The 19,172-nt window shown below is 64.2% G+C and carries 15 protein-coding genes; 9 read left to right on the forward strand and 6 right to left on the reverse strand.

Annotated elements, in window-relative coordinates:
• Window positions 1–189: 189 nt before the first annotated feature.
• Window positions 190–3,321 (forward strand): multidrug efflux RND transporter permease subunit, encoded by a 3,132-nt coding sequence (locus CO675_RS36980; protein WP_097676808.1) that lies wholly within the window; start codon window positions 190–192, stop codon window positions 3,319–3,321.
• Between the two features lie 22 nt (window positions 3,322–3,343).
• Here the strand turns inward: CO675_RS36980 and CO675_RS36985 are convergent, their stop codons facing one another.
• Together CO675_RS36985 and aptA are read right to left on the reverse strand one after the other, a co-directional pair.
• Window positions 3,344–4,609, reverse strand: a complete 1,266-nt coding sequence (locus CO675_RS36985; protein WP_097676809.1) for a D-amino acid dehydrogenase — start codon at window positions 4,607–4,609, stop codon at window positions 3,344–3,346.
• 106 nt (window positions 4,610–4,715) lie between these two features.
• Window positions 4,716–6,056: an omega-aminotransferase AptA gene (gene aptA, locus CO675_RS36990; RefSeq protein ID WP_097676810.1), complete on the reverse strand. Its 1,341-nt coding sequence runs from the start codon at window positions 6,054–6,056 to the stop codon at window positions 4,716–4,718.
• 136 nt (window positions 6,057–6,192) lie between these two features.
• On the opposite strand from aptA, the gene CO675_RS36995 reads away from it, so the two are divergent.
• The 3 genes from CO675_RS36995 to CO675_RS37005 all read left to right on the forward strand — a co-directional run bounded on the left by CO675_RS36995 (window position 6,193) and on the right by CO675_RS37005 (window position 9,012).
• Window positions 6,193–6,741, forward strand: coding sequence for a cupin domain-containing protein (locus CO675_RS36995; RefSeq protein WP_018273259.1), 549 nt, complete (start codon window positions 6,193–6,195; stop codon window positions 6,739–6,741).
• 68 nt (window positions 6,742–6,809) lie between these two features.
• Window positions 6,810–8,336, forward strand: coding sequence for a lysozyme inhibitor LprI family protein (locus CO675_RS37000; protein WP_158231364.1), 1,527 nt, complete (start codon window positions 6,810–6,812; stop codon window positions 8,334–8,336).
• Between the two features lie 271 nt (window positions 8,337–8,607).
• Window positions 8,608–9,012, forward strand: coding sequence for a DUF4864 domain-containing protein (locus CO675_RS37005; protein ID WP_097676812.1), 405 nt, complete (start codon window positions 8,608–8,610; stop codon window positions 9,010–9,012).
• A 43-nt stretch (window positions 9,013–9,055) separates the two neighbouring features.
• On the opposite strand, the gene CO675_RS37010 is transcribed toward CO675_RS37005, so the two are convergent.
• The gene (locus CO675_RS37010; RefSeq protein ID WP_097676813.1) at window positions 9,056–10,198 is read right to left on the reverse strand and encodes a dienelactone hydrolase; all 1,143 of its coding nucleotides are present in this window, start codon (window positions 10,196–10,198) and stop codon (window positions 9,056–9,058) included.
• A gap of 677 nt (window positions 10,199–10,875) precedes the next feature.
• Window positions 10,876–12,435 carry a porin gene (locus CO675_RS37020; protein WP_097676815.1) on the reverse strand — a complete coding sequence of 520 codons (1,560 nt, stop codon included), beginning with the start codon at window positions 12,433–12,435 and terminating at the stop codon, window positions 10,876–10,878.
• 314 nt (window positions 12,436–12,749) lie between these two features.
• Between CO675_RS37020 and CO675_RS37025 the strand changes: the two genes are divergently transcribed.
• Window positions 12,750–13,241 carry a MarR family winged helix-turn-helix transcriptional regulator gene (locus CO675_RS37025; RefSeq protein ID WP_158231365.1) on the forward strand — a complete coding sequence of 164 codons (492 nt, stop codon included), beginning with the start codon at window positions 12,750–12,752 and terminating at the stop codon, window positions 13,239–13,241.
• Between the two features lie 4 nt (window positions 13,242–13,245).
• Here the strand turns inward: CO675_RS37025 and CO675_RS37030 are convergent, their stop codons facing one another.
• Together CO675_RS37030 and CO675_RS37035 are read right to left on the reverse strand one after the other, a co-directional pair.
• A complete protein-coding gene (locus CO675_RS37030) occupies window positions 13,246–14,445 on the reverse strand; it encodes an MFS transporter (protein ID WP_097676817.1) in 1,200 nt (399 codons plus the stop codon).
• A gap of 143 nt (window positions 14,446–14,588) precedes the next feature.
• On the reverse strand, window positions 14,589–15,008 hold the full coding sequence (locus CO675_RS37035; RefSeq protein ID WP_245453076.1) for a hypothetical protein: 420 nt from the start codon (window positions 15,006–15,008) through the stop codon (window positions 14,589–14,591).
• 292 nt (window positions 15,009–15,300) lie between these two features.
• Between CO675_RS37035 and CO675_RS40780 the strand changes: the two genes are divergently transcribed.
• The 4 genes from CO675_RS40780 to CO675_RS37050 all read left to right on the forward strand — a co-directional run bounded on the left by CO675_RS40780 (window position 15,301) and on the right by CO675_RS37050 (window position 18,954).
• Complete coding sequence (locus CO675_RS40780; protein ID WP_158231366.1) at window positions 15,301–15,510, forward strand: hypothetical protein; 210 nt, start codon at window positions 15,301–15,303, stop codon at window positions 15,508–15,510.
• A 104-nt stretch (window positions 15,511–15,614) separates the two neighbouring features.
• On the forward strand, window positions 15,615–15,911 hold the full coding sequence (locus CO675_RS37040; protein ID WP_097676819.1) for a hypothetical protein: 297 nt from the start codon (window positions 15,615–15,617) through the stop codon (window positions 15,909–15,911).
• 302 nt (window positions 15,912–16,213) lie between these two features.
• Window positions 16,214–18,346, forward strand: coding sequence for a flagellar biosynthesis protein FlhA (flhA, locus tag CO675_RS37045; protein WP_198964881.1), 2,133 nt, complete (start codon window positions 16,214–16,216; stop codon window positions 18,344–18,346).
• Window positions 18,347–18,753: 407 nt separating this feature from the next.
• Complete coding sequence (locus tag CO675_RS37050) at window positions 18,754–18,954, forward strand: hypothetical protein (protein ID WP_097676821.1); 201 nt, start codon at window positions 18,754–18,756, stop codon at window positions 18,952–18,954.
• Window positions 18,955–19,172: the final 218 nt, after the last annotated feature.

Genomic DNA, 19,172 nt, shown 5'->3' on the forward strand with positions numbered 1-19,172 from the left:
GGGCGATGCGGCGTTTCCATTCGCGCGCCGTCCCCGGGAGTGAGTATGCTGGCAAAAAACAGGTAGACGCGAACTCCGCGATCTGCCGATTGGCCATGGCGAGGAAACGCGCGTTCGCGCTCGAGCTTTTCGAGGACGACTCCCGGCATTCGGGAAAAGATGCGCCTGCCGTTCATTTGGATTGCAGAAATGAACGAGAGCATCTCATCTCCGTTTATCCGCTACCCTATTGGCACCTCGCTGCTGATGGCCGGCATTCTGTTCGTCGGCATCGTGGCCTATCCGCTGCTGCCGGTCGCGCCGCTGCCGCAGGTCGACTTTCCGACCATCCAGATCTCGGCAAGCCTGCCCGGCGCCAGCCCCGAAACCATGGCCTCCTCGGTGGCGCAGCCGCTGGAGCGGCAGTTCGCGCAGATTCCCGGCATTGCGCAGATGACCTCGACGAGCTCGCTCGGGTCAACCGCGGTCACCATCCAGTTCGACCTGAACCGCAACATCGACGGCGCCGCCAACGACATCCAGGCCGCGATCAACGCCGCCGGCGGCCAGCTGCCGAAGAACCTGCCGTCGCCGCCGACCTATCGCAAGGTCAACCCGGCGGACTCGCCGATCCTGCTGCTGTCGGCGACCTCCGACACCCTGCCGCTGATCCGGGTGAGCGATGCGGTCGACGCCCAGCTCGGGCAACAGATCAGCCAGATTTCCGGCGTCGCCCAGGTGTTCATCGGCGGCCAGCAGAAGCCCGCGATCCGCGTGCAGATCGATCCCGCGAAACTGGTCGCCAAGGGGCTCTCGCTGGAAGATATCCGCAGCCAGATCGCCATCACGACGGTCGACAGCCCGAAGGGCAACATCGACGGTGCCAGCCGCGCCTACACGATCTACGCCAACGATCAGCTGCCGGATGCCAACGACTGGAATGACGTCATTGTCGCCTACCGCAACGGCGGCCCGTTGCGGATTCGCGACATCGGCCGGGCCATCGCCGGGCCGGAAGACATGAAGCAGGCCGCCTGGGCGGACGGCAAGCGCGGCGTGTTTCTCGTCATCTTCAAGCAGCCCGGCGCCAACGTCATCGGCACGGTCGACCGGATCAAGGCGCAGCTTCCGAGACTGATTGCCGCGATTCCGCCCGCCATCAAGATCAAGATCATCAGCGACCGGACACTGACCATCCGCGCCGCCGTCGAGGACGTGCAGATCACGCTGCTGATCACCATCGTTCTGGTCGTCATGGTGATCTTCGTCTTCCTGCGCAGCTTCTGGGCCACGGTGATTCCCGCCGTCACCGTACCGCTCGCGCTGCTCGGCGCCTGCGCGCTGATGTGGGTGTTCGGCTATACGCTCGACAATCTGTCGCTGATGGCGCTGACGATTGCGGTCGGCTTCGTGGTCGACGACGCCATCGTCATGCTGGAAAACATCACGCGCTACGTCGAGCAGGGCGAGCGGCCGCTTGCCGCGGCGCTGCGGGGCGCCGGCGAGATCGGGTTCACGATCCTGTCGATCAGCATTTCGCTGGTCGCGGTGCTGATCCCGCTGTTGTTGATGGGGGGCGTCATCGGCCGGCTGTTCCGCGAGTTTGCGGTGACCCTCGCGATGGCGATCTTCGTCTCGCTGGTGGTGTCGCTGACGCTGACGCCGATGATGGCATCGCGCTTCCTGCGCGCGCATGGCGAAACCAGGCACGGCCGGCTCTACCAATGGAGCGAGGCGGCATTCGACCGGATGCTGCGTGGCTATGAGCGCGGCCTCGACCTGGCGCTCGGCTGGAGCCGGACCACGCTGTGCGTCTTCTTTGCGACGTTGGCACTGTCGGTCTATCTGTTCGTGATCATTCCCAAGGGATTCTTCCCGCAACAGGACAACGGCTTCCTGAACGCGGTGTCGGAGATGGCCCAGGACATCTCGTTTGCCGACATGAAGCAGCATCAGGAAGAACTCAGCCGGATCGTCCGGGCCGATCCCGCGGTCGACAGCATGGCCGAGTTCATCGGCGGCGGCGGCACCGCGCTGAATTCGGGCCGCATGTACATCACGCTGAAGCCGCACGAGAAGCGCGACGCGGACGCGCAACAGATCATCGCGCGGCTGCGGCCGAAGCTCGAGGCGGTCGAGGGAGCACGCCTCTACATGCAGGCGTCGCAAGACGTCCGGCTCGGCGGCCGCGCCACCCGGACGCAGTTCGAATACACGCTGCAGGATGCGAACCTCGCCGAGCTGAACCAATGGGCACCGAAGATCCTGGCCAGCATGAAGACGCTGCCCCAACTGCGCGACGTCGCCACCGATCAGCAGACCGAGGGGACGACGGTGACGATGACCATCGATCGCGACACCGCGTCGCGCTACGGCATCCAGCCGCAACTGATCGACGACACGCTGTATGACGCATTCGGCCAGCGCCAGGTGACCCAATACTTCACCCAGCTCAACAGCTATCACGTCATCCTGGAGATCCTGCCCGAACTGCAGGGCAAGCTCGACACGCTCAACAAGCTCTACATCAAGTCGCCGACGACGGGCGACGAAGTGCCGCTCTCGGTGTTCTGCAAGTGGACGACGGTTCCGGTGCGTCCGCTCGCGATCGCCCACCAGGGGCAGTTTCCTGCGACCACGATCAGCTTCAACTTGGCGCAGGGCGTGGCGCTCGGCCAGGCCACAGATGCGATCCAGGACGCGGTGGCCAATCTAGGCGCCCCGGCCACGCTCAGTTCGAGCTTCCAGGGCACCGCGCAGGCGTTCCAGCAATCACTGAGCTCGGTGCCGCTGCTGATCCTGGCCGCGCTGGTCGTGGTCTATCTGATCCTCGGCATGCTCTATGAAAGCTACATCCATCCGCTCACGATCCTGTCCACCCTGCCATCGGCCGGCGTCGGTGCGTTGGCGATCCTGATGGCGTTCGGGTTCGATTTCAGCCTGATCGCGCTGATCGGCATCATCCTCCTGATCGGGATCGTGAAGAAGAACGGCATCATGATGGTCGACTTCGCGATCGCCGCCGAACGCGAGGAGCATCTGTCGCCCCGCGCATCGATCCGGAAAGCGGCGCTCCTGCGTTTCCGCCCGATCATGATGACGACGATGGCCGCCTTGCTCGGCGGCGTGCCGCTGATGCTGGGCACCGGAACGGGATCTGAAATCCGTCAGCCACTCGGCTATGCGATGGTCGGCGGCCTGATCGTGAGCCAGGCGCTGACGCTGTTCACGACGCCGGTCGTGTATCTCTATCTCGACAGATTCTCGAACGCGCTCTCGAATTGGACGGCGACGAAGCCGCCCGACGAAGTCGAACCGTCCGTGAAGAACGCCGCCGAATAGCCATTCGCGTGCGAGACGCGACTTACCCGAAGCGGTGATCGTAGCGGTTGATCGACAGCTCCTTGGTATCGATCTCGGGCTTCTTGCCGGAGAGCATGTCGGCCAGCACCCGACCCGAGCCGCAGGCCATGGTCCAGCCGAGCGTGCCGTGGCCGGTGTTGAGGTGCAGATTGGCAAACCGCGTCGCGCCGATCACCGGCGGGCCGTCCGGCGTCATCGGGCGCAGGCCGCACCAGAAGGTCGCCTTGGCAAGGTCGCCTCCGCGCGGAAACAGATCGGTCAGCGAATGGTCCAGCGTCGCGCGGCGCGCGTCGTAGAGCTTGGTCGAATAGCCCGAGATCTCGGCGGTGCCGCCGACCCGGATGCGATCGCCGAGCCGGGTGATCGCGACCTTGTAGCTCTCGTCCATCACGGTGGATTCCGGCGCGCCGGATGCGTCCTTGATCGGGACCGTGATCGAATAGCCCTTCACCGGATAGACCGGCAGCGAGATGCCGAGCGGCCGCACCAGGTGCGGCGAGTAGCTGCCGAGCGCCAGCACATAGGCATCGGCCTGCATCAGGCCGGCGCTGGTCGCAACGCCGGTGATGCGGGTGGTGTCCGCGTTCAGGCCGTCGATGCCGACATTGAAGTTGAAGCGCACGCCGATCTTCTCGGCTTCCAGCGCCAGCGCCTGCGTGAACATGTGGCAGTCGCCGGTCTCGTCATGCGGCAACCGCAGTCCGCCGGCGAATTTCTGCTTCACGCCGGCCAGCGCCGGCTCCGCCTTGATGCAGCCGTCGCGGTCGAGCACCTCGAAGGGCACGCCATATTGCTTCAGCACGGCGATGTCGTCGCCGGTGTGGTCGAGCTGGGCCTGCTCACGAAACAGCTGCAACGTACCTTTCGCGCGCTCGTCGTATTTGATGCCGATCTCACTGCGCAGCGCCTGCAGGCAATCGCGGCTGTATTCCGCGATCGGGATCATCCGGCTCTTGTTCACCGCGTAGCGCGACGTGGTGCAGTTGCGCAGCATCTTCAAGAGCCAGAGCCACATCACGGGATCGAGCTTCGGGCGGATCACCAGCGGGCCGTGCTTCATCAGAAGCCACTTCACCGCCTTGACAGGCACGCCGGGTCCGGCCCAGGGCGACGAATAGCCGGGTGATACCTCGCCGGCATTGGCAAAGGAGGTTTCGAGCGCAGGCTTCGGCTGGCGGTCGATCACCGTCACCTCGTGGCCGGCACGTGCAAGATAATAGGCCGAGGTGACGCCGATCACGCCACTGCCGAGAACAAGGACCTTCACTTTTCCTCACATCCTGCAGCGAAAATGCAATCGCCGCTGCGAAACCACTCTGCTTCGCAACGGCGACAGCAATTTGTAGAGCTAGCTAAAGTTCAGCTAGCAATTATCAGGCCACGCGCTTGATGGCGTCGCCGAGGATCGAGACGATGTCGTCGATATGCGACTTCTCGACGATCAAGGGCGGCGACAGCGCGAGCGAGTCGCCGCTCATGCGGAAGTAGAGGCCGCGATTGAAGCAGTCGACCATCACGTCATAGCCGCGCGCACCGACGGCACCATCGCGCGGCGCGAGTTCGACCGCACCCATCAGGCCCTGATTGCGGATGTCGACGACGTTCGGCAGCCCCTTCAGCGAATGCAGGCCATCGCGCCAGTAATCGGAGAGCGAGGCGCCGCGGGTCAGCAGACCCTCGTCCTTGTAGATGTCGAGCGTGGCAAGACCCGCCGCGCAGGCCACCGGATGCGCCGAATAGGTGTAGCCGTGGAACAGCTCCATGGCGTTGTCCGGGCCGACCATCAGCCCGTCATGGACCTGGCGGCTGGCGAACACCGCGCCGCACGGCACGGTGCCGTTGGTGATGCCCTTCGCGGTCGTCATCATGTCCGGCGTGACGCCGTAGAAGTTCGCGGCGAACGGCGCGCCGAGGCGGCCGAAGCCGGTGATGACCTCGTCGAAGATCAACAGGATGCCGTGCTTCGTGCAGAGCTCGCGCAGGCGCTGCAGATAGCCCTTCGGCGCCGGCAGCACCGCGGTCGAACCTGGCACCGGCTCGACGATCACCGCCGCGATGGTGTCCGCGCCATGCAGCGCGACCATCCGCTCGACGTCGTCGGCGAGTTCGGCGCCATGGTCCGGCTGGTCCTTGGCGAAGGCGTTGCGGGCGAGATCATGGGTGTGACGGATGTGGTCGACACCCGGCAGATGGGTCGCGAACTGGCGGCGGTTGGCGACCATGCCGCCGACCGACATGCCGCCGAAGCCGACGCCATGATAGCCGCGCTCGCGGCCGATCAGACGGGTGCGGGTCCCCTGCCCGTTGGCGCGATGATAGGCCAGCGCGATCTTCAGCGCGGTGTCGACCGATTCAGAGCCCGAATTGGTGAAGAAGATCCGGTCCAGCCCCTTCGGGGCGATCTCGGCGAGGCGCTCGGCGAAATCGAACGCCAGCGGGTGACCCATGTTGAAGGAGGGCGCGAAGTCCAGCGTGGAGAGCTGGCGCTCGACCGCGGCCGCGATCTGCGGCCGGCCATGGCCGGCGTTGACGCACCAGAGACCGGCGGAGCCGTCGATCACCTGCCGGCCATCGACCGAGGTGTAGTACATGCCCTTGGCGGAGGAGAACAGCCGCGGCGCTTTCTTGAACTGCCGGTTGGCCGTGAAGGGCATCCAGAACGAATCGGTCTTGATGGTGTTCGGAATCTGATGAACGGTCACGGCGCACTCCATGGGCTGGGGATGGGTAGTCGGACCACTCTTCGGGGCACTCAACAAGTCCTTTTCTGTCGCAGCGCAAGCCATTGATCTTGCTGAGGCGGTCTGCCAAGATTTGTTCGATCCGCAACACCTGCAACAGGGATCTGTCATGAGCGTCGACATCGGCGGTCGGCTTCGATTCATCCGCGCGCGGCACAAGCTGTCGCAGCGCGAGCTCGCCAAGCGCTCCGGCGTCACCAATTCGACGATTTCGCTGATCGAATCCAACCAGATGAACCCATCGGTCGGCGCGCTCAAGCGCATCCTCGACGGCATTCCGATGGGACTTGCGGAGTTCTTCGCGATCGAGCCGGAGCGGCCGCGCAAGGCATTCTACCGCGCCGACGAGCTGACCGAGATCGGCAAGAAGCCGATCTCCTACCTGCAGATCGGCGACAGCCTGTTCGGACGGGCGTTGCAGATCCTGAAAGAGCGCTACGAGCCCGGCAGCGACACCGGCCGGGTGCCGCTGGTGCATGAAGGCGAGGAAGGCGGCATCGTGGTCTCGGGCCGGCTCGAGGTCACGGTCGACGACGAGCGGCGGGTGCTCAACGCCGGCGACGCCTACTACTTCGAAAGCCGCCGCCCGCACCGCTTCCGCTGCATCGGCGCCAAGCCGTGCGAGGTGATTTCGGCCTGCACGCCGCCGACATTTTGAACCCGGCGCGGGCGGTGCGCGACCCAAGCCGCAAGGGCTGCATGTCGCGGCCTTGCGGGGTGACGTTCATGCCTTGCTTCCCACGGCTTGCGGCCGCCGTCGCGGCCATCTCGGTCCTTGCGCCCGGCGCGTCGGCTGCGATGGACGATTTCCTGCGCGCATCGAGCAGCGCGCCGACCGCGATCAGCCTGTGCGGCGATGGCGGCGATAACCGGATCAAGACCGCGGACTGCAAGAAGGCCGGCACCGACAGACTGGTGGCGCAGATCGACAAGGCGTTCGACGCCGCGCTCGGCCGGCTACCGGCCAACGTCAAACCGCTGTTGAAGCGCGACCAGGCCTGGTTCAACGAGATGATCATCGACGCCGCGGACGTGCTCGCCGATACCGACGGGGACGAACTGAAAGCTGGTTTTGCCGCGGCCTTGCGCCGCCGCGCGGCGGCGCTCGGCGGGCTGGCATCCGGCCGCCCGGGCATGTCAGGCAACTGGGTCAATGCCTTCGGCAGTATCACGCTGACGCCGACTGAGGGCGGCGCCTACCACCTCGCCGCCGATCTGCGCGGCGACTATGGCGGCGACCGCCGGCGAACCTGCAAGCTGAGCGCCGATTTGAAGCCTTCGGGCGCTGGCTGGCTCTCCGGCCCCGTGGTGATCGAGGCGGAGACGCCGCCCGACAAGCCCAAGGCAGACACGGCCGCCACTCCCGCCAAGCCGCCGTCCATCAAGCTCCGCCGCCAGGGCGAGACGTTGCGGATCGTCGGCAGCATCGACGACGAGGATTGGGACGGGTTCAACGACTGCTCGTCGATGTGGCAGGTCACCGGCAGCTATTTTGCCGTCGGCAAGGATGCGGCATCCGACAAGGCCGACACCGCGTTCGTCGCGCCGACCTTCGACTGCACCAGGCCCGAGACCGCAACCGACGAGGAGATCTGCGCCGATCCCGATCTTGCCGACAACGACCAGCGGCTGAACCGCGCCTGGAAGACGCTACAGCCGCGGCTCGACGAGGCGACGCGGCGCGCGCTGATCGACGACCAGCGCAACTGGGTGAAAAGCCAGACCGAACAATTCCCGGAATTCCTGCATCCGGCCTGGAACAAGCAGAGCTCGCAGGTCCACTTCACCGTCGATGCGCGCGATCACGTCGACGGCTTGCAGCGCGAACGCCTGGCGCTGCTCGAAGGCTTTGACGACAAGCGCAGCGGGCTTGCCGGCGTCTGGCTGGCGTACAACGCCATCATCAAGGTCACCGTTGAGAAAGACGGCACGCTGAAGGCTGCCGGATGGAAGTGGGACCAGGGCGACTGGAAGGCCGGCTGCGACTACGAGATGATGGGCAAAATCACCGGCGGCGCGTTCCGCTCCGACGAGCAGCGCAAGAATCCGGATACGCTCGAGCGTGATCACACAATGCTGATCGTCAACCGGCAGGACGATTCCTTCGCCAAGAAGCGCACCGGGAAGGATGGCACCGAAGACAGCGCCGACGAGGCCAAATGCAAGCGCCGGCTCGACAACTCCTCGACCGCGCGGCTGTTTCCAGCTCGCCCCTCGCCCGACATCGACAGTTTCAAGGGCTCGATCAGGTAGCGGCGCGGACGGACGGCTGCGCCATCACAGATTGCGGGTCTGGTGGTCGCCATAGGCGATCACGAACGCGACCGTCGCGAACATCATGGTCACGGCGATGACGACGAGAATGGTATCCAGGGTCATGACATCCTCCAAGATTGGCAAAACAAGGTTAGTGCGCCGGTCGGAGGAAGCCTTGCGGCAGATCAATTTTCGCCGGGAATCGATCGCGCTGAAACCACGCTGGATTTGCCGCGTAAGCTCAAGGGATCGACCAGGGAGCCTTCCGATGCGCGCGATCGCCCTCATTGCCGCCATTCTGTTCGCCCTCGCCTCGCCGGCCATAGCCGACGACGTTGGCGCCGCGCAGGAGGTGATCCGCGCCCAGGAGCAGGCGTTCGGCCGCGACGACGCCGCGGCGGCCTATTCCTATGCCGCACCCGCGATCCGGCAGATCTTTCCGCAGGCCGATATCTTCATGTCGATGGTGCAGAACCAATACGCGCCGGTCTATCGCCACAGGAGCTTCGAGTTCGGCGAGGCGCGCAGCGAAGGCGACCGGATCGCGCAACGTGTTCACATCGTCGACGCCAACGGCGAGGCGTGGGAGGCGCTCTACACGCTGGAGCGGCAGGCCGACGGCAGCTTGAAGATCACCGGCTGCTCATTGCTGAAGGCCGGTCAGGCGGTGTGATCGCACGGACCGGATCCGCAACGGTCACTTGAAGACGGTCGCTTCAGGACAAGCCCTTTCTCGGCCGGAGCCTGTCTTCAAGCCAGTCGAAGATGACTTCATTCGCCAATGTGGGGTTGTCGATATGCCCCTGCATCGCAGCGGTTTCGGCGCGCCGGAACAGGATCAGGCTGGCGTCGCGATGAATGCTACTCAACTGGTCGCCGAATTTGGTCAAGGCACCTGGCAGAAGCCAGCCGGCTTCGCCGGCAGTGACGAGCAACGGACATTCGATGCTTCGTGAAATCGCGTTGGCTTCTTCAATCCAGCAGATTTGCGTGTCGTCGCCTACCTGCCGATGGAAGAAGCTTCTCTCGTGCAAGTCCCAAATTCCCGCGTCGCAGACCGCCGCGGCAAACCGGGCATCACTTGCGGCTGCCCGGGCGACCAGGGACGAGCTGCAGGCGTCCGCCACGATGGCGATCCGCGTGCTGTCGACACCGGGCCTCTCCGAAAGAAGGTCGAGGACGCGGCTCATCGCCGCTTCGAACTTGTGGCCCTCGAGCCGTTCCGGCGACAAGGCCGTCTCAGTCCCCAGCAGATCCACGGCGAGCAGCGAGAACCCGCGCTCGCTGGCATGACCGGCGTATTTGGTGATCAACTCTTCCTTGTAGGAACCCGGCTCGCCGATGCACACGATGACGGGTCCATCATCGCGAAACGCTGACGGCAGGTAGTAGGCCTGAAGCGACAGGTCTTCCGTCCAGGGAATCGAGAACACCTGGCCGGCCGGAAGACGGGTCCTCAGAAAGCTGGTCGCGCATCGCCGCATGCCGGCGACGGCACGGTCCAGCAAATCGTTGGCGTAGCCGGGAGGCCTTACGGCGGCGTGAAAGTAAGTCGTCGCCCGAAGCCAGTTGCGGCGTGCGGTGACCAGATTGTTGTTCAGCAGCGAATGCTCGGCCCTCGCCTCGTTCAATTCCGCGGTCTTGATCCATTCTTCCGACCACGAGCGCTCCGAGGCGAGGTTGATCTTGCTCAAAGTCAGCCAGCATTCGGAGACCGTCGAACCGCCTTCCTGGGCGGCCGCCAGCAGCTTGATGAACTCCGCCGACAAATCCTCGCGATCCGGCCAGGCAGGCCAGCCCTTGTCATCGAACTCGACGCTGCTTGACGAGGCTCCACGCGCCCCACAATGGTCATGCATGTTTCGTCAACTCGTTCGCACCCGGCTCCGCTGCCGGTACGCGTGAAAGGTACGAGTCCGTCCGTTGGGGTCGACGAGCCGCCGCTTCGGTCGCCGCGAAAGAACTGGCGCCGAAATCGCAAACGCCAATCACGCGGCTCTCCCGAGAAATTATTCCAATTGCGCTTCATATAATTGAAGTAATTCGGCGGCGGCAAATGTTGATATGGCGGCGCAGGAATGCGTTGCGCTTATGCCTGAGGGCCGAATGTTGCTGCAGCAATCGTTGCCGAGCAAATGCTCGGAAATGTTCCGGATGCCGCCAACTTGCCTGTCCCGCGTGGCGAACTGCGCGCTCACGGAATCGCGAGAACCGGCATGCAGCTACTCACCCGGCCGTGACTTCGCGAAGATGGACGGCTTGAGCGCGCGCTAGCTTATCCCCGCACCGTTAAATGGGTGCGCTGTCGCCGCCGCAAATGAAAAACCTCCGGCAGGGCATTGCCGGAGGTTCTGGAGGTTAGTTCATGAAGAAGTCTGATATCTCCTCGTCATGGTCGGCAGAGCAACCGACGCTTGGTTTGTACATGATAGACTAATGTTAGTAAATCATACAACAGACTCTTCTTTCAAAATCAAAGCCTCGACAGTTTCCCGTCGAGGCTTTGGGTCGCGATCAAGTCCGGATCAACCCGGCATTACCAGTTACGCTGCGCGCGCAGCAGCAACATGTAGGTGTCCTGGTTGCTGAGCGAGTAGACAGCGGCCGGCTTGCCGATCGCAGCGCTACCCGGGTAGGTGATGGTGCCCGCGTAGTTCTGATCCAGATGGGTGTAGGTGAAGTCAGCCGAGAAGGTCAGGTTCTTCACCGGGGTCCACTGGGTCTGCGTACCGATCTGAGCAATGCTGTAGTCGGGGTTGCACGAGGTCAGATTCGAGGTAGCACCGATCAGGACGCCAAACGATCCGCCCACGCCAGTCCCGCCCGGGCCGCAGATGTAGCCTTTGGCGGTGCCGTTGTAGTTAACCTGGGCCCACGCACCGTAGACACTGGTGTTCCAATAGGGATTCCAGTTGTGGACGTATGCACCGCGGACGCCGTAGGTCGTGATCAGCTGCTGCGAGCCACCGCTGACGAACACGCTGTCCGGCGCGATGCCGAAGCCGATGCTTTGGTAGGCACCGGGAACGCTGGTGTTGCCGAAGTAGGTGAACGCACCGGCACCCGAGAGATCCTGGATGTTGTAGCGCGTTGCGCCGTTGGTATAGACGCCCTGGACGTTGATGGTGTCGCCAGGTCCGGTCGGGATGTTCTTGATCGACAGGGCCAGCTGACCCGCCCAGCCCCACTTGTCGTCGGGATGACCGGTGACTTCGGTGGCGCCGTAGTAGGCCGCGTGGTTGTCATGCGCCGCGAACGACGCCTGGAACAGACCCCAGGCCTGGTCGACGCGGAGAGTCGCGACCAGATCCGGAGCAATCGTGCCGGCATAGTCGCTCGCACCGTAAGGACCGAGCGCGCCGGTCCCCTGCACACCGAGATTCTGCACGCCGGCCTGATAGTAGGCCGACTGATCCTGGGCCGACAGGGCCAGCGACACGCCGTTGCCGAACTGCGCGGTGTAGGTGAACTGGTTCACACCGGTGATCGTGCCGCCACCGCCGACGAGACCGTCGAAGTTGTTGCCCGGATAATTGGCCCACGGCGCCGAGAACTGCGACACCGCCTTGCCCATGGTGAAGCCGGCGAACTGGACGAAGGCGTAGTAGACGCCGACCGTGCCGGCGGCGACACCGCCCGCACTTGCGTTGTTCGGGGCGGCAGACGTTCCGATCGGCGAGTAGACCGTCGAGCCTGCTGCGGCGCCCGCACCATAGCTGTCCGAGGTCCAGCTGAAGGTCGCATCGAAGAAGGTACGAACCACGCCGTATTCGGTCGCGGTGCGGGTGTCGACGTTGAGGTCTTCACGCGAACGCCAGGTGTAACCGTTGGTGAAGCGGTTCTGTGCGCCGCCCGCGCCGGCGTAGTTGCCGGTGTGGTCCGAGTTGGTGTTCGCCAGAACGTCCATGCGCAGGTAACCGCCCAGCTTGATGCAGGTGTCGGTGCCCGGAATGAAGTAGAAGCCCGGGCCATAGAGCGAGCAGACCTTCACGTATTCGACTGCCTTGGCCTTGACCGGAAGATCGGCCGCCATGGCTCCACTGCTCGCGGCGAGAGCTGCCGCCGAGCCCAACAAAAGGCCCTTTACGATTTTCATGCTATCCTCCAAGTGATGCCTTGCACTGCTGGCAAAGCGACAAACGTTCCCCTCCCGAAAACCGCTGCGGCGCAGCCATTTTCAAGATGCTCGTGGTCAACTCGGCCACTGCAGGCGTGAGATGGTGGATGCCCCCCATCTACGATGCGGAACAATGCAATTAGGTAGTCACATATTCAACTTATATTAGTTAGTCATTCTATGTTTGCGCAGCCATGTGTCATTCAGGCAACGCACCGACGAACATTTCGTCAGGACGCCCGCTTCAAAAATTGCTCGATATCTGTGAAGATGAATTTTTGTTAAGGTACGTCATGACCGAGCGCAAATCGACCGACAAACTGCAGGACGCGGCTGAGCGATTGGCTTGGGAGATCGTGTCGACCAGCATCCGCCTCGACGAGTTGCGCAGCATCTGGGCCAAGATGATCGGGATCACCGGTCCGCAATGGATGATCATGACGGTGCTGGCGAATGCCGAGGACCGCAGCGTCGGCCTGCCGGTCGGCGCGGTGTCGAGGGCCCTGCGCGTCGACCAGTCGTTTGTGGTGACGCAGTCGAAGCTGCTCGAAAAGAAGAACCTGCTGCGCCGCAAGAGCTCGACCGAGGATGCCCGGGTCGTGAACCTGTCGCTGACCGAGCACGCCAAGAAGCAGATGGCGAACCTGTCCGCGCAACGCAAGGAGCTCAACGAGTTCGTCTATGCCGACCTCGATCTGCGGGAGCTGCAGCAACTGACCGGCAAGATGGATTCCATCAAGAGCCGGCTGGAAAAGGCGATCGCGAGAATCTCGGTCGATCTCTAGCGGATCAGGCCATGGCGAGCCGCTGCCGCGACCGCATCATGAGCAGCAGGATGATGCTGACATTGAGCAGGTTCCAGGCGAGGCCATTGGCGAAGGCCGCGGCGTAGGAGCCGGTGGCGTCGAAGATCACGCCCGAGATCCAGCCGCCGAACGACATGCCGAACACCGAAGCGAAGATCACGATGCCGATCCGGGTCGCGGCCTCGGCGGCCGGCATCGCCTCGCGCACGATGATGGCGTAGCTCGGCACGATGCCGCCCTGGAACAGGCCGAACATCGCCGAGATGACGTAGAGCGAGGTCAGGCTGTCGAAGAACAGGTAGAACAGCAGCGCCGCGCCCTGCGCGATCGAGCCGATCAAGAGGGTGCGGATGCCGCCGATCCGGTCGGCGAGGAAGCCGGAGCCGATCCGGCTGATGATGCCGAAGCCCAGCATCAGCGACAGCATCTCGGCGCCGCGCGCCACGCCGTAGCCGAGATCGCCGCAATAGGCGACGATGTGAACCTGCGGCATCGACATCGCCACGCAGCAGGAGATCGACGCGAGCGACAGGATCGCGGTGAGCGCATTGGTGGAGAGCCGCATGTCGACCCGCGGCGGCGCCGCGTTGACATGGCTGCGCCGGGTCGCCGCCCCCATCAGCAAACGCAGCACCACGAGCGCAAGCGCCATCGCGATCGCGGTGAAGATACCGATCGCGATATGGGTGGTGCGCCAGCCGACGCTCTGCATGCCGAAATTGACCAGCGGCGGCCACACCGTGCCGCCGACATAATTGCCGCTGGCGGCGATCGCGACCGCCAGGCCGCGGTAGCGCTCGAACCAGTGCGAGGCCTCCGCCATCAGGGGACCGAAGGTCGCGGCCGACGACAGGCCGATCGCGAAATGCAGCAGGATGAAGGCCCAGATCGACGGCGCATAGCCGGCGCAGATATAGCCGAGGCCGAGAATGCCGATCCCGGCGCCAATCGCCGAGACGATGCCGTAGCGATCGCTGATCTTGCCGGTCACGACCTGGCCGAGGCCGAAGCCGAGCATCACCATCGTGAAGGCGAGCGAGGCCGTTCCGCGGGTCGCGCCGAAATCGGTCTGCACCGCCGGCAACGCCACCACGACCGACCACATGCCGACGCTGCCGAGCGAACCGATCACCACGGCGACGGCAAGACGCAGCCATGCCCGGCGCGAGTCGGGAATGAACACTGCAGCTTCAGGGGAATATTCAGAAGAAATTACCACGGCACGCGGAACTTCGTCGGCATTTGCCTCAAGGTCAAGCGCGTTGCCGAGAGATTAGGCATGCAGCAACAAGGGGACGTGCTGAACTCGCCGGCGCGTGAGGCATCTCAGTTGCCGTAGTTCGGATCCTGCGCCTGGAACGGACCGCACTTCGCACCGATGCCGAAGCGCTGATCGAAATCCACGGTGCCGCCGCCGACCGGTATGCGGGTCGGCGGCAAGCCGCGCGTGTACTGGTCGACGGTGACGGACTTCTTGTCCGCGCTCATTGTCACATGCACCGGCTCGAGGTCCTTGCCCTTGTTGAGCTCGGTCAGATCGAGCGTGTAGTAGCCGTCCGCCGTCTTGCCCGCGGCCATGCCGCCATGCGGCGCGAAGACGACGGATTGCGGCAGGTAGACCTCCATCAGGACACCGTTACCCTTGCAGGCGATCATGCGGATCATCCAGGCCCGGTCGTCCGGCAGCGTCACGGCGGACGCCGGCACCGACAGCAACGCGATCGCAGCAGCAAGGCCTGCTGTCATGGTTCGACCTGTCCGGTTCGACATCGATGCCTCTGGTGGTTGAGTGGCGTTGCTGGCGTTTGGTCGGAGGCCGGGCCGCGAAAGTTCAATCCGCGTCATGCACCGCAGCGATCGCAGCCGACCGATCGAGCGGGAATATCGTCCGTCGAGCCGTGATCCATGCTGATGAGAAAACTGCTACAATGCGAGCCGGTTCACATCGGCGGCTCGCCGTCCGGACCTATCATCCCGCCCGGATGGCGCGCAGCTCGCAAGGTTGAAGGATCGAAGCGCACATCGTCGGAGGATCGCCATGCATTCGTCGTCAGCAGAGTGGTTGCCCGTTGCGTCAGCGCCGTCGGACCGGGAGCTCGAGGTCTGTGTCCTCGACTATGACGGCATGGTGCACGCGCTGATGTTCCCGTGCCACCGGGACGGTTCCGAATGGGTCGACCATGCCGGCAGCAGGCATCTCGACATCCAGCCGACGCATTGGCGCAAATGGATGTTATCGGCCAATTGACGCCGCCATGATCGGTCCCGGGCGGCCGACGCCGATCTCGCGCCGGTCCGGATATTGAGCTAGACTTGCCACGTGAGGTTCAAGGGTGGGCCAGGAGGCTCGTCATGGAATCACACGTGGTCCCCTTCGAAAATCGCTGGACCAACGGCAAGCGTGCCTGGGAGTGGCATTGCGAGCTCGAGCGGCTGGGCGTGCCCACGGTCCGCACGATGTATTGCGAGCATGAGACGCACCATCGCGACGAGCTTGCCGTGGTGTTCGACATTCCCGCGGGCTTCGTTCGCGACTGGCTGGCGTTTCATGACCAGCGCGCCGCCCGGCACCAATTGCTGTGGCGCGCCAGCGTCATCACGCTCGGCCTCATCGCCGCATCGGGCGTCGTGCTCGGTGCGTTCAGATAGAGGCTGCGCGACCTCCGCCGCCGGAACGGCCGGGCGGTCCCGCCGCCCCTCGCGGCCGGGAATCCCCGATGCCCGGCGCCTGCGACGACCCGCACACCCCCGCAAAACGCACTTATTAACCCTTTGCTAACCATACACCCGGCAAGAATTGCCGAGTGAAGTCGAGTGTCGTCGAACGCGTATGACGGGTGGAGATCCCCGTGGACGCCAGCGCGGTGCCTCACTTTCGGAACGGCGGCCCTGCGGCCGTCGCGCAGACGCTTGGCGGCCGTAGCCGCCAGTCGCGGGGGAGAGCGGCTACCATGGTCGACGTCACGGCGGGTCAGGGCACGGCAGGCAAGGGCGGATTGCCTGGTCTCGGCGAGATCGGCGACATCCTCAAGCGCGGCGATCTCGCGCTGGCGCTCGGCGTCCTCACCATCCTGGTGGTGCTGATCCTGCCGCTGCCCTCGATCGTGCTCGACCTCTTTTTGGCGGTCTCGATCACGATTTCGATCCTGATCCTGATGACCTCGCTGTTCATCCAGGCGCCGCTGGAATTCTCGTCGTTTCCGACCATCCTGCTGATCTCGACCATGATGCGGCTGTCGCTGAACATGGCCTCGACCCGGCTGATCCTGAGCCACGGCCACGAGGGCACCGCGGCCGCCGGCCACGTCATCGAGGCGTTCGGCAACTTCGTGATGGGCGGCAACTTCGTGATCGGCATCATCGTGTTCGCGATCCTGGTGATCGTGAACTTCGTGGTCATCACCAAGGGTTCGGGCCGCATCGCCGAAGTCGCGGCGCGCTTCCAGTTGGACTCGATGCCCGGCAAGCAGATGGCGATCGACGCCGACCTGTCCGCCGGACTGATCGACGAGAAGACCGCCAAGGAGCGCCGCAAGGCGCTGGAAGACGAGAGCGGCTTCTTCGGCGCGATGGACGGTGCCTCGAAATTCGTTCGCGGCGACGCCATCGCCGGCCTCCTGATCGTCGGCATCAACATCGTCGGCGGCATCATCATCGGCGTCGCCCAGCAGGGCCTCTCCTTCGGCGAAGCCGCCCGCACCTACACCGTGCTGACGGTCGGCGACGGCCTCGTCACCCAGGTGCCGGCGCTGATCGTCTCGACCGCCGCCGGCCTCCTGGTCTCCAAGGCCGGCATCACCGGCGCCGCCGACAAGGCGCTGATGCGCCAGCTCTCCGGCTATCCGCAGGCGCTCGGCATGTCGGCCGGCGTCATGCTGGTGCTGGCGCTGCTGCCGGGCATTCCGACGCTGCCGTTCCTGGCGCTCGGCTCCGGCGCCGCGGCGCTGGCCTGGAACGCGCGCAAGAAGAAGCGGGTCGCGAACGCCGCCGAGGCCGCCGCCGCTGCCGCCCCCGCTGCTGCCGCGGCCGCCGCCGCTGCCGCCGCGGAAGAACCGATCGCCGCGGCGCTGAAGATCGACGACCTCAAGATCGAGCTCGGCTACGCGCTGCTGCCGCTGGTCAACGGCCCCGACGGCACCGACCGCCTCACCGAGCAGATCAAGGCGCTGCGCCGCTCGCTCGCGATCGAAATGGGCTTTGTGATGCCGGCGGTGCGCATCCTCGACAACGTCCAGCTCGAGGCCAACAGCTACGCCATCAAGATCAAGGAAGTCGACGCCGGCACCGGCAAGATCTGGCCGAGCCAGTTCATGGTCATGGATCCCGCCGGCAACCAGGTGCAGCTGCCCGGCATCCACACCATCGAGCCGACCTTCGGCCTGCCCGCGACCTGGGTCGATGCCGGCCTGAAGGAAGAGGCCGCGCTGAAGGGCTACACCGTGGTCGATGCCGCGACGGTGCTGTCGACCCACCTGACCGAGCTGCTCAAGACCAACATGTCGGACTTGCTGTCCTACGGCGAGGTGCAGAAGCTGCTGAAGGACCTGCCGAAGGAGCAGGGCGAGTTGATCAAGGACATCGTGCCGAGCCAGGTCACGGTGTCGGGCATCCAGCGCGTGCTGCAATTGCTGCTCGCCGAGCGGATCTCGATCCGCGATCTCTCGACCATCCTCGAGGGCATCGCCGACGCGCTCGCGTTCTCGCGCAATCCGGCCACCATGGTCGAGCATGTCCGCGCCCGGCTGGCGCGCCAGATCTGCGCTCAGAACACCTCTCCGAACGGCTATCTGCCGCTGATCGCGCTGTCGGCACGCTGGGAGCAGGCGTTTGCCGAGTCGATCGTCGGTCAGGGCGACGATCGCAGCCTGGCGATGCAGCCCTCCAAGCTGTCGGAATTCATGACCGCCGTGCGCAACGCCTTCGAGCAGGCGGCGCGCGAGGGCGAAGCGCCGGTGCTGGTGACCTCGGCCGCGATCCGGCCGTTCGTTCGCTCGCTGGTGGAACGGTTCCGCTCGCAGACGACCGTTTTGTCGCAGGCGGAGATCCATCCGCGGGCCCGGCTGAAGACCGTCGGCAGCGTGTAGAACTTCCTGTTTGACGCGTTTTCTTCACGCGAACCGGCGTCCATCCCGCATCAAGTGCGGGACAAGCTTTGCTCGAAAAACGCTGTAGCCGTCGCAAATCATTTGCGTTTTCGCCTGTGCTTTCTCGCCACAGGCAACTGATTTATGTGGAACAGTCCGAAACGGCCCTATCTGGGGTAACATGATCCGGTGCCCCGGCAAGATACTGATATTACATCCAGTTAATGTGCATTTCGGGTGCCAGAGACGGGTTTTGATCGCGCCCGATCACGTCTCATCACGCCCTTGTGATGATCCCTAGGGAACGGAATCGACAAATCCTACGTTGGTGGGGCACGAGACGTTGAACCGGGCAACGGACCAAACCGACAGATCTACTGAGAGCAGGAAGGCGGCAGGAGACTTCCATGAACCACTCGATCTACAGCGCTGATCGTACGACGCACCTGAAGATTGTGGTCGTGGCCTTGGTCGCCGGTATCCTGGTCGCTGGTTTCGGCACCACCGCGCACAATTCGTCGGACGAGGGTTACACGCAGACGGCACGTGTCATGAAGGCCGGCAAGCCGGTCGCGATCACGAGCACGAGCACCTCGCTGGTCCGCTAACAGGAGAGTTTCACGAATTCACGTAGTGTTCTTTACAGCCCCCCAAAGTCGCTGCGTGGATATTTAAGACCCCCAACTACCCCCAAGTTGACTATCGAAAACGCCCGCTCCCCACGGGCGTTTTCTTTTTGTGCGGATGGTGGATCGACGCCACGGCTCTGTCCACGTCATTGCGAGCCACCCGGTCGGCGGGACGCGCCGCCGGAATGGCTCGCAAT

The sequence above is a fragment of the Bradyrhizobium sp. C9 genome, from assembly GCF_002532045.1.
In the GTDB taxonomy this organism is placed as follows: Bacteria; Pseudomonadota; Alphaproteobacteria; order Rhizobiales; family Xanthobacteraceae; genus Bradyrhizobium.

Bases quoted from the DNA above. Each gene is read 5' to 3' on its own strand.
- CO675_RS36980 (WP_097676808.1), top strand. From the start codon at position 190: ATGAACGAGAGCATCTCATCTCCGTTTATCCGCTACCCTATTGGCACC.
- aptA (WP_097676810.1), bottom strand. From the start codon at position 6,056: ATGGAGTGCGCCGTGACCGTTCATCAGATTCCGAACACCATCAAGACC.
- CO675_RS36995 (WP_018273259.1), top strand. From the start codon at position 6,193: ATGAGCGTCGACATCGGCGGTCGGCTTCGATTCATCCGCGCGCGGCAC.
- CO675_RS37000 (WP_158231364.1), top strand. From the start codon at position 6,810: ATGCCTTGCTTCCCACGGCTTGCGGCCGCCGTCGCGGCCATCTCGGTC.
- CO675_RS37005 (WP_097676812.1), top strand. From the start codon at position 8,608: ATGCGCGCGATCGCCCTCATTGCCGCCATTCTGTTCGCCCTCGCCTCG.
- CO675_RS37010 (WP_097676813.1), bottom strand. From the start codon at position 10,198: ATGCATGACCATTGTGGGGCGCGTGGAGCCTCGTCAAGCAGCGTCGAG.
- CO675_RS37020 (WP_097676815.1), bottom strand. From the start codon at position 12,435: ATGAAAATCGTAAAGGGCCTTTTGTTGGGCTCGGCGGCAGCTCTCGCC.
- CO675_RS37025 (WP_158231365.1), top strand. From the start codon at position 12,750: ATGACCGAGCGCAAATCGACCGACAAACTGCAGGACGCGGCTGAGCGA.
- CO675_RS37035 (WP_245453076.1), bottom strand. From the start codon at position 15,008: ATGACAGCAGGCCTTGCTGCTGCGATCGCGTTGCTGTCGGTGCCGGCG.
- CO675_RS40780 (WP_158231366.1), top strand. From the start codon at position 15,301: ATGCATTCGTCGTCAGCAGAGTGGTTGCCCGTTGCGTCAGCGCCGTCG.
- CO675_RS37040 (WP_097676819.1), top strand. From the start codon at position 15,615: ATGGAATCACACGTGGTCCCCTTCGAAAATCGCTGGACCAACGGCAAG.
- flhA (WP_198964881.1), top strand. From the start codon at position 16,214: ATGGTCGACGTCACGGCGGGTCAGGGCACGGCAGGCAAGGGCGGATTG.
- CO675_RS37050 (WP_097676821.1), top strand. From the start codon at position 18,754: ATGAACCACTCGATCTACAGCGCTGATCGTACGACGCACCTGAAGATT.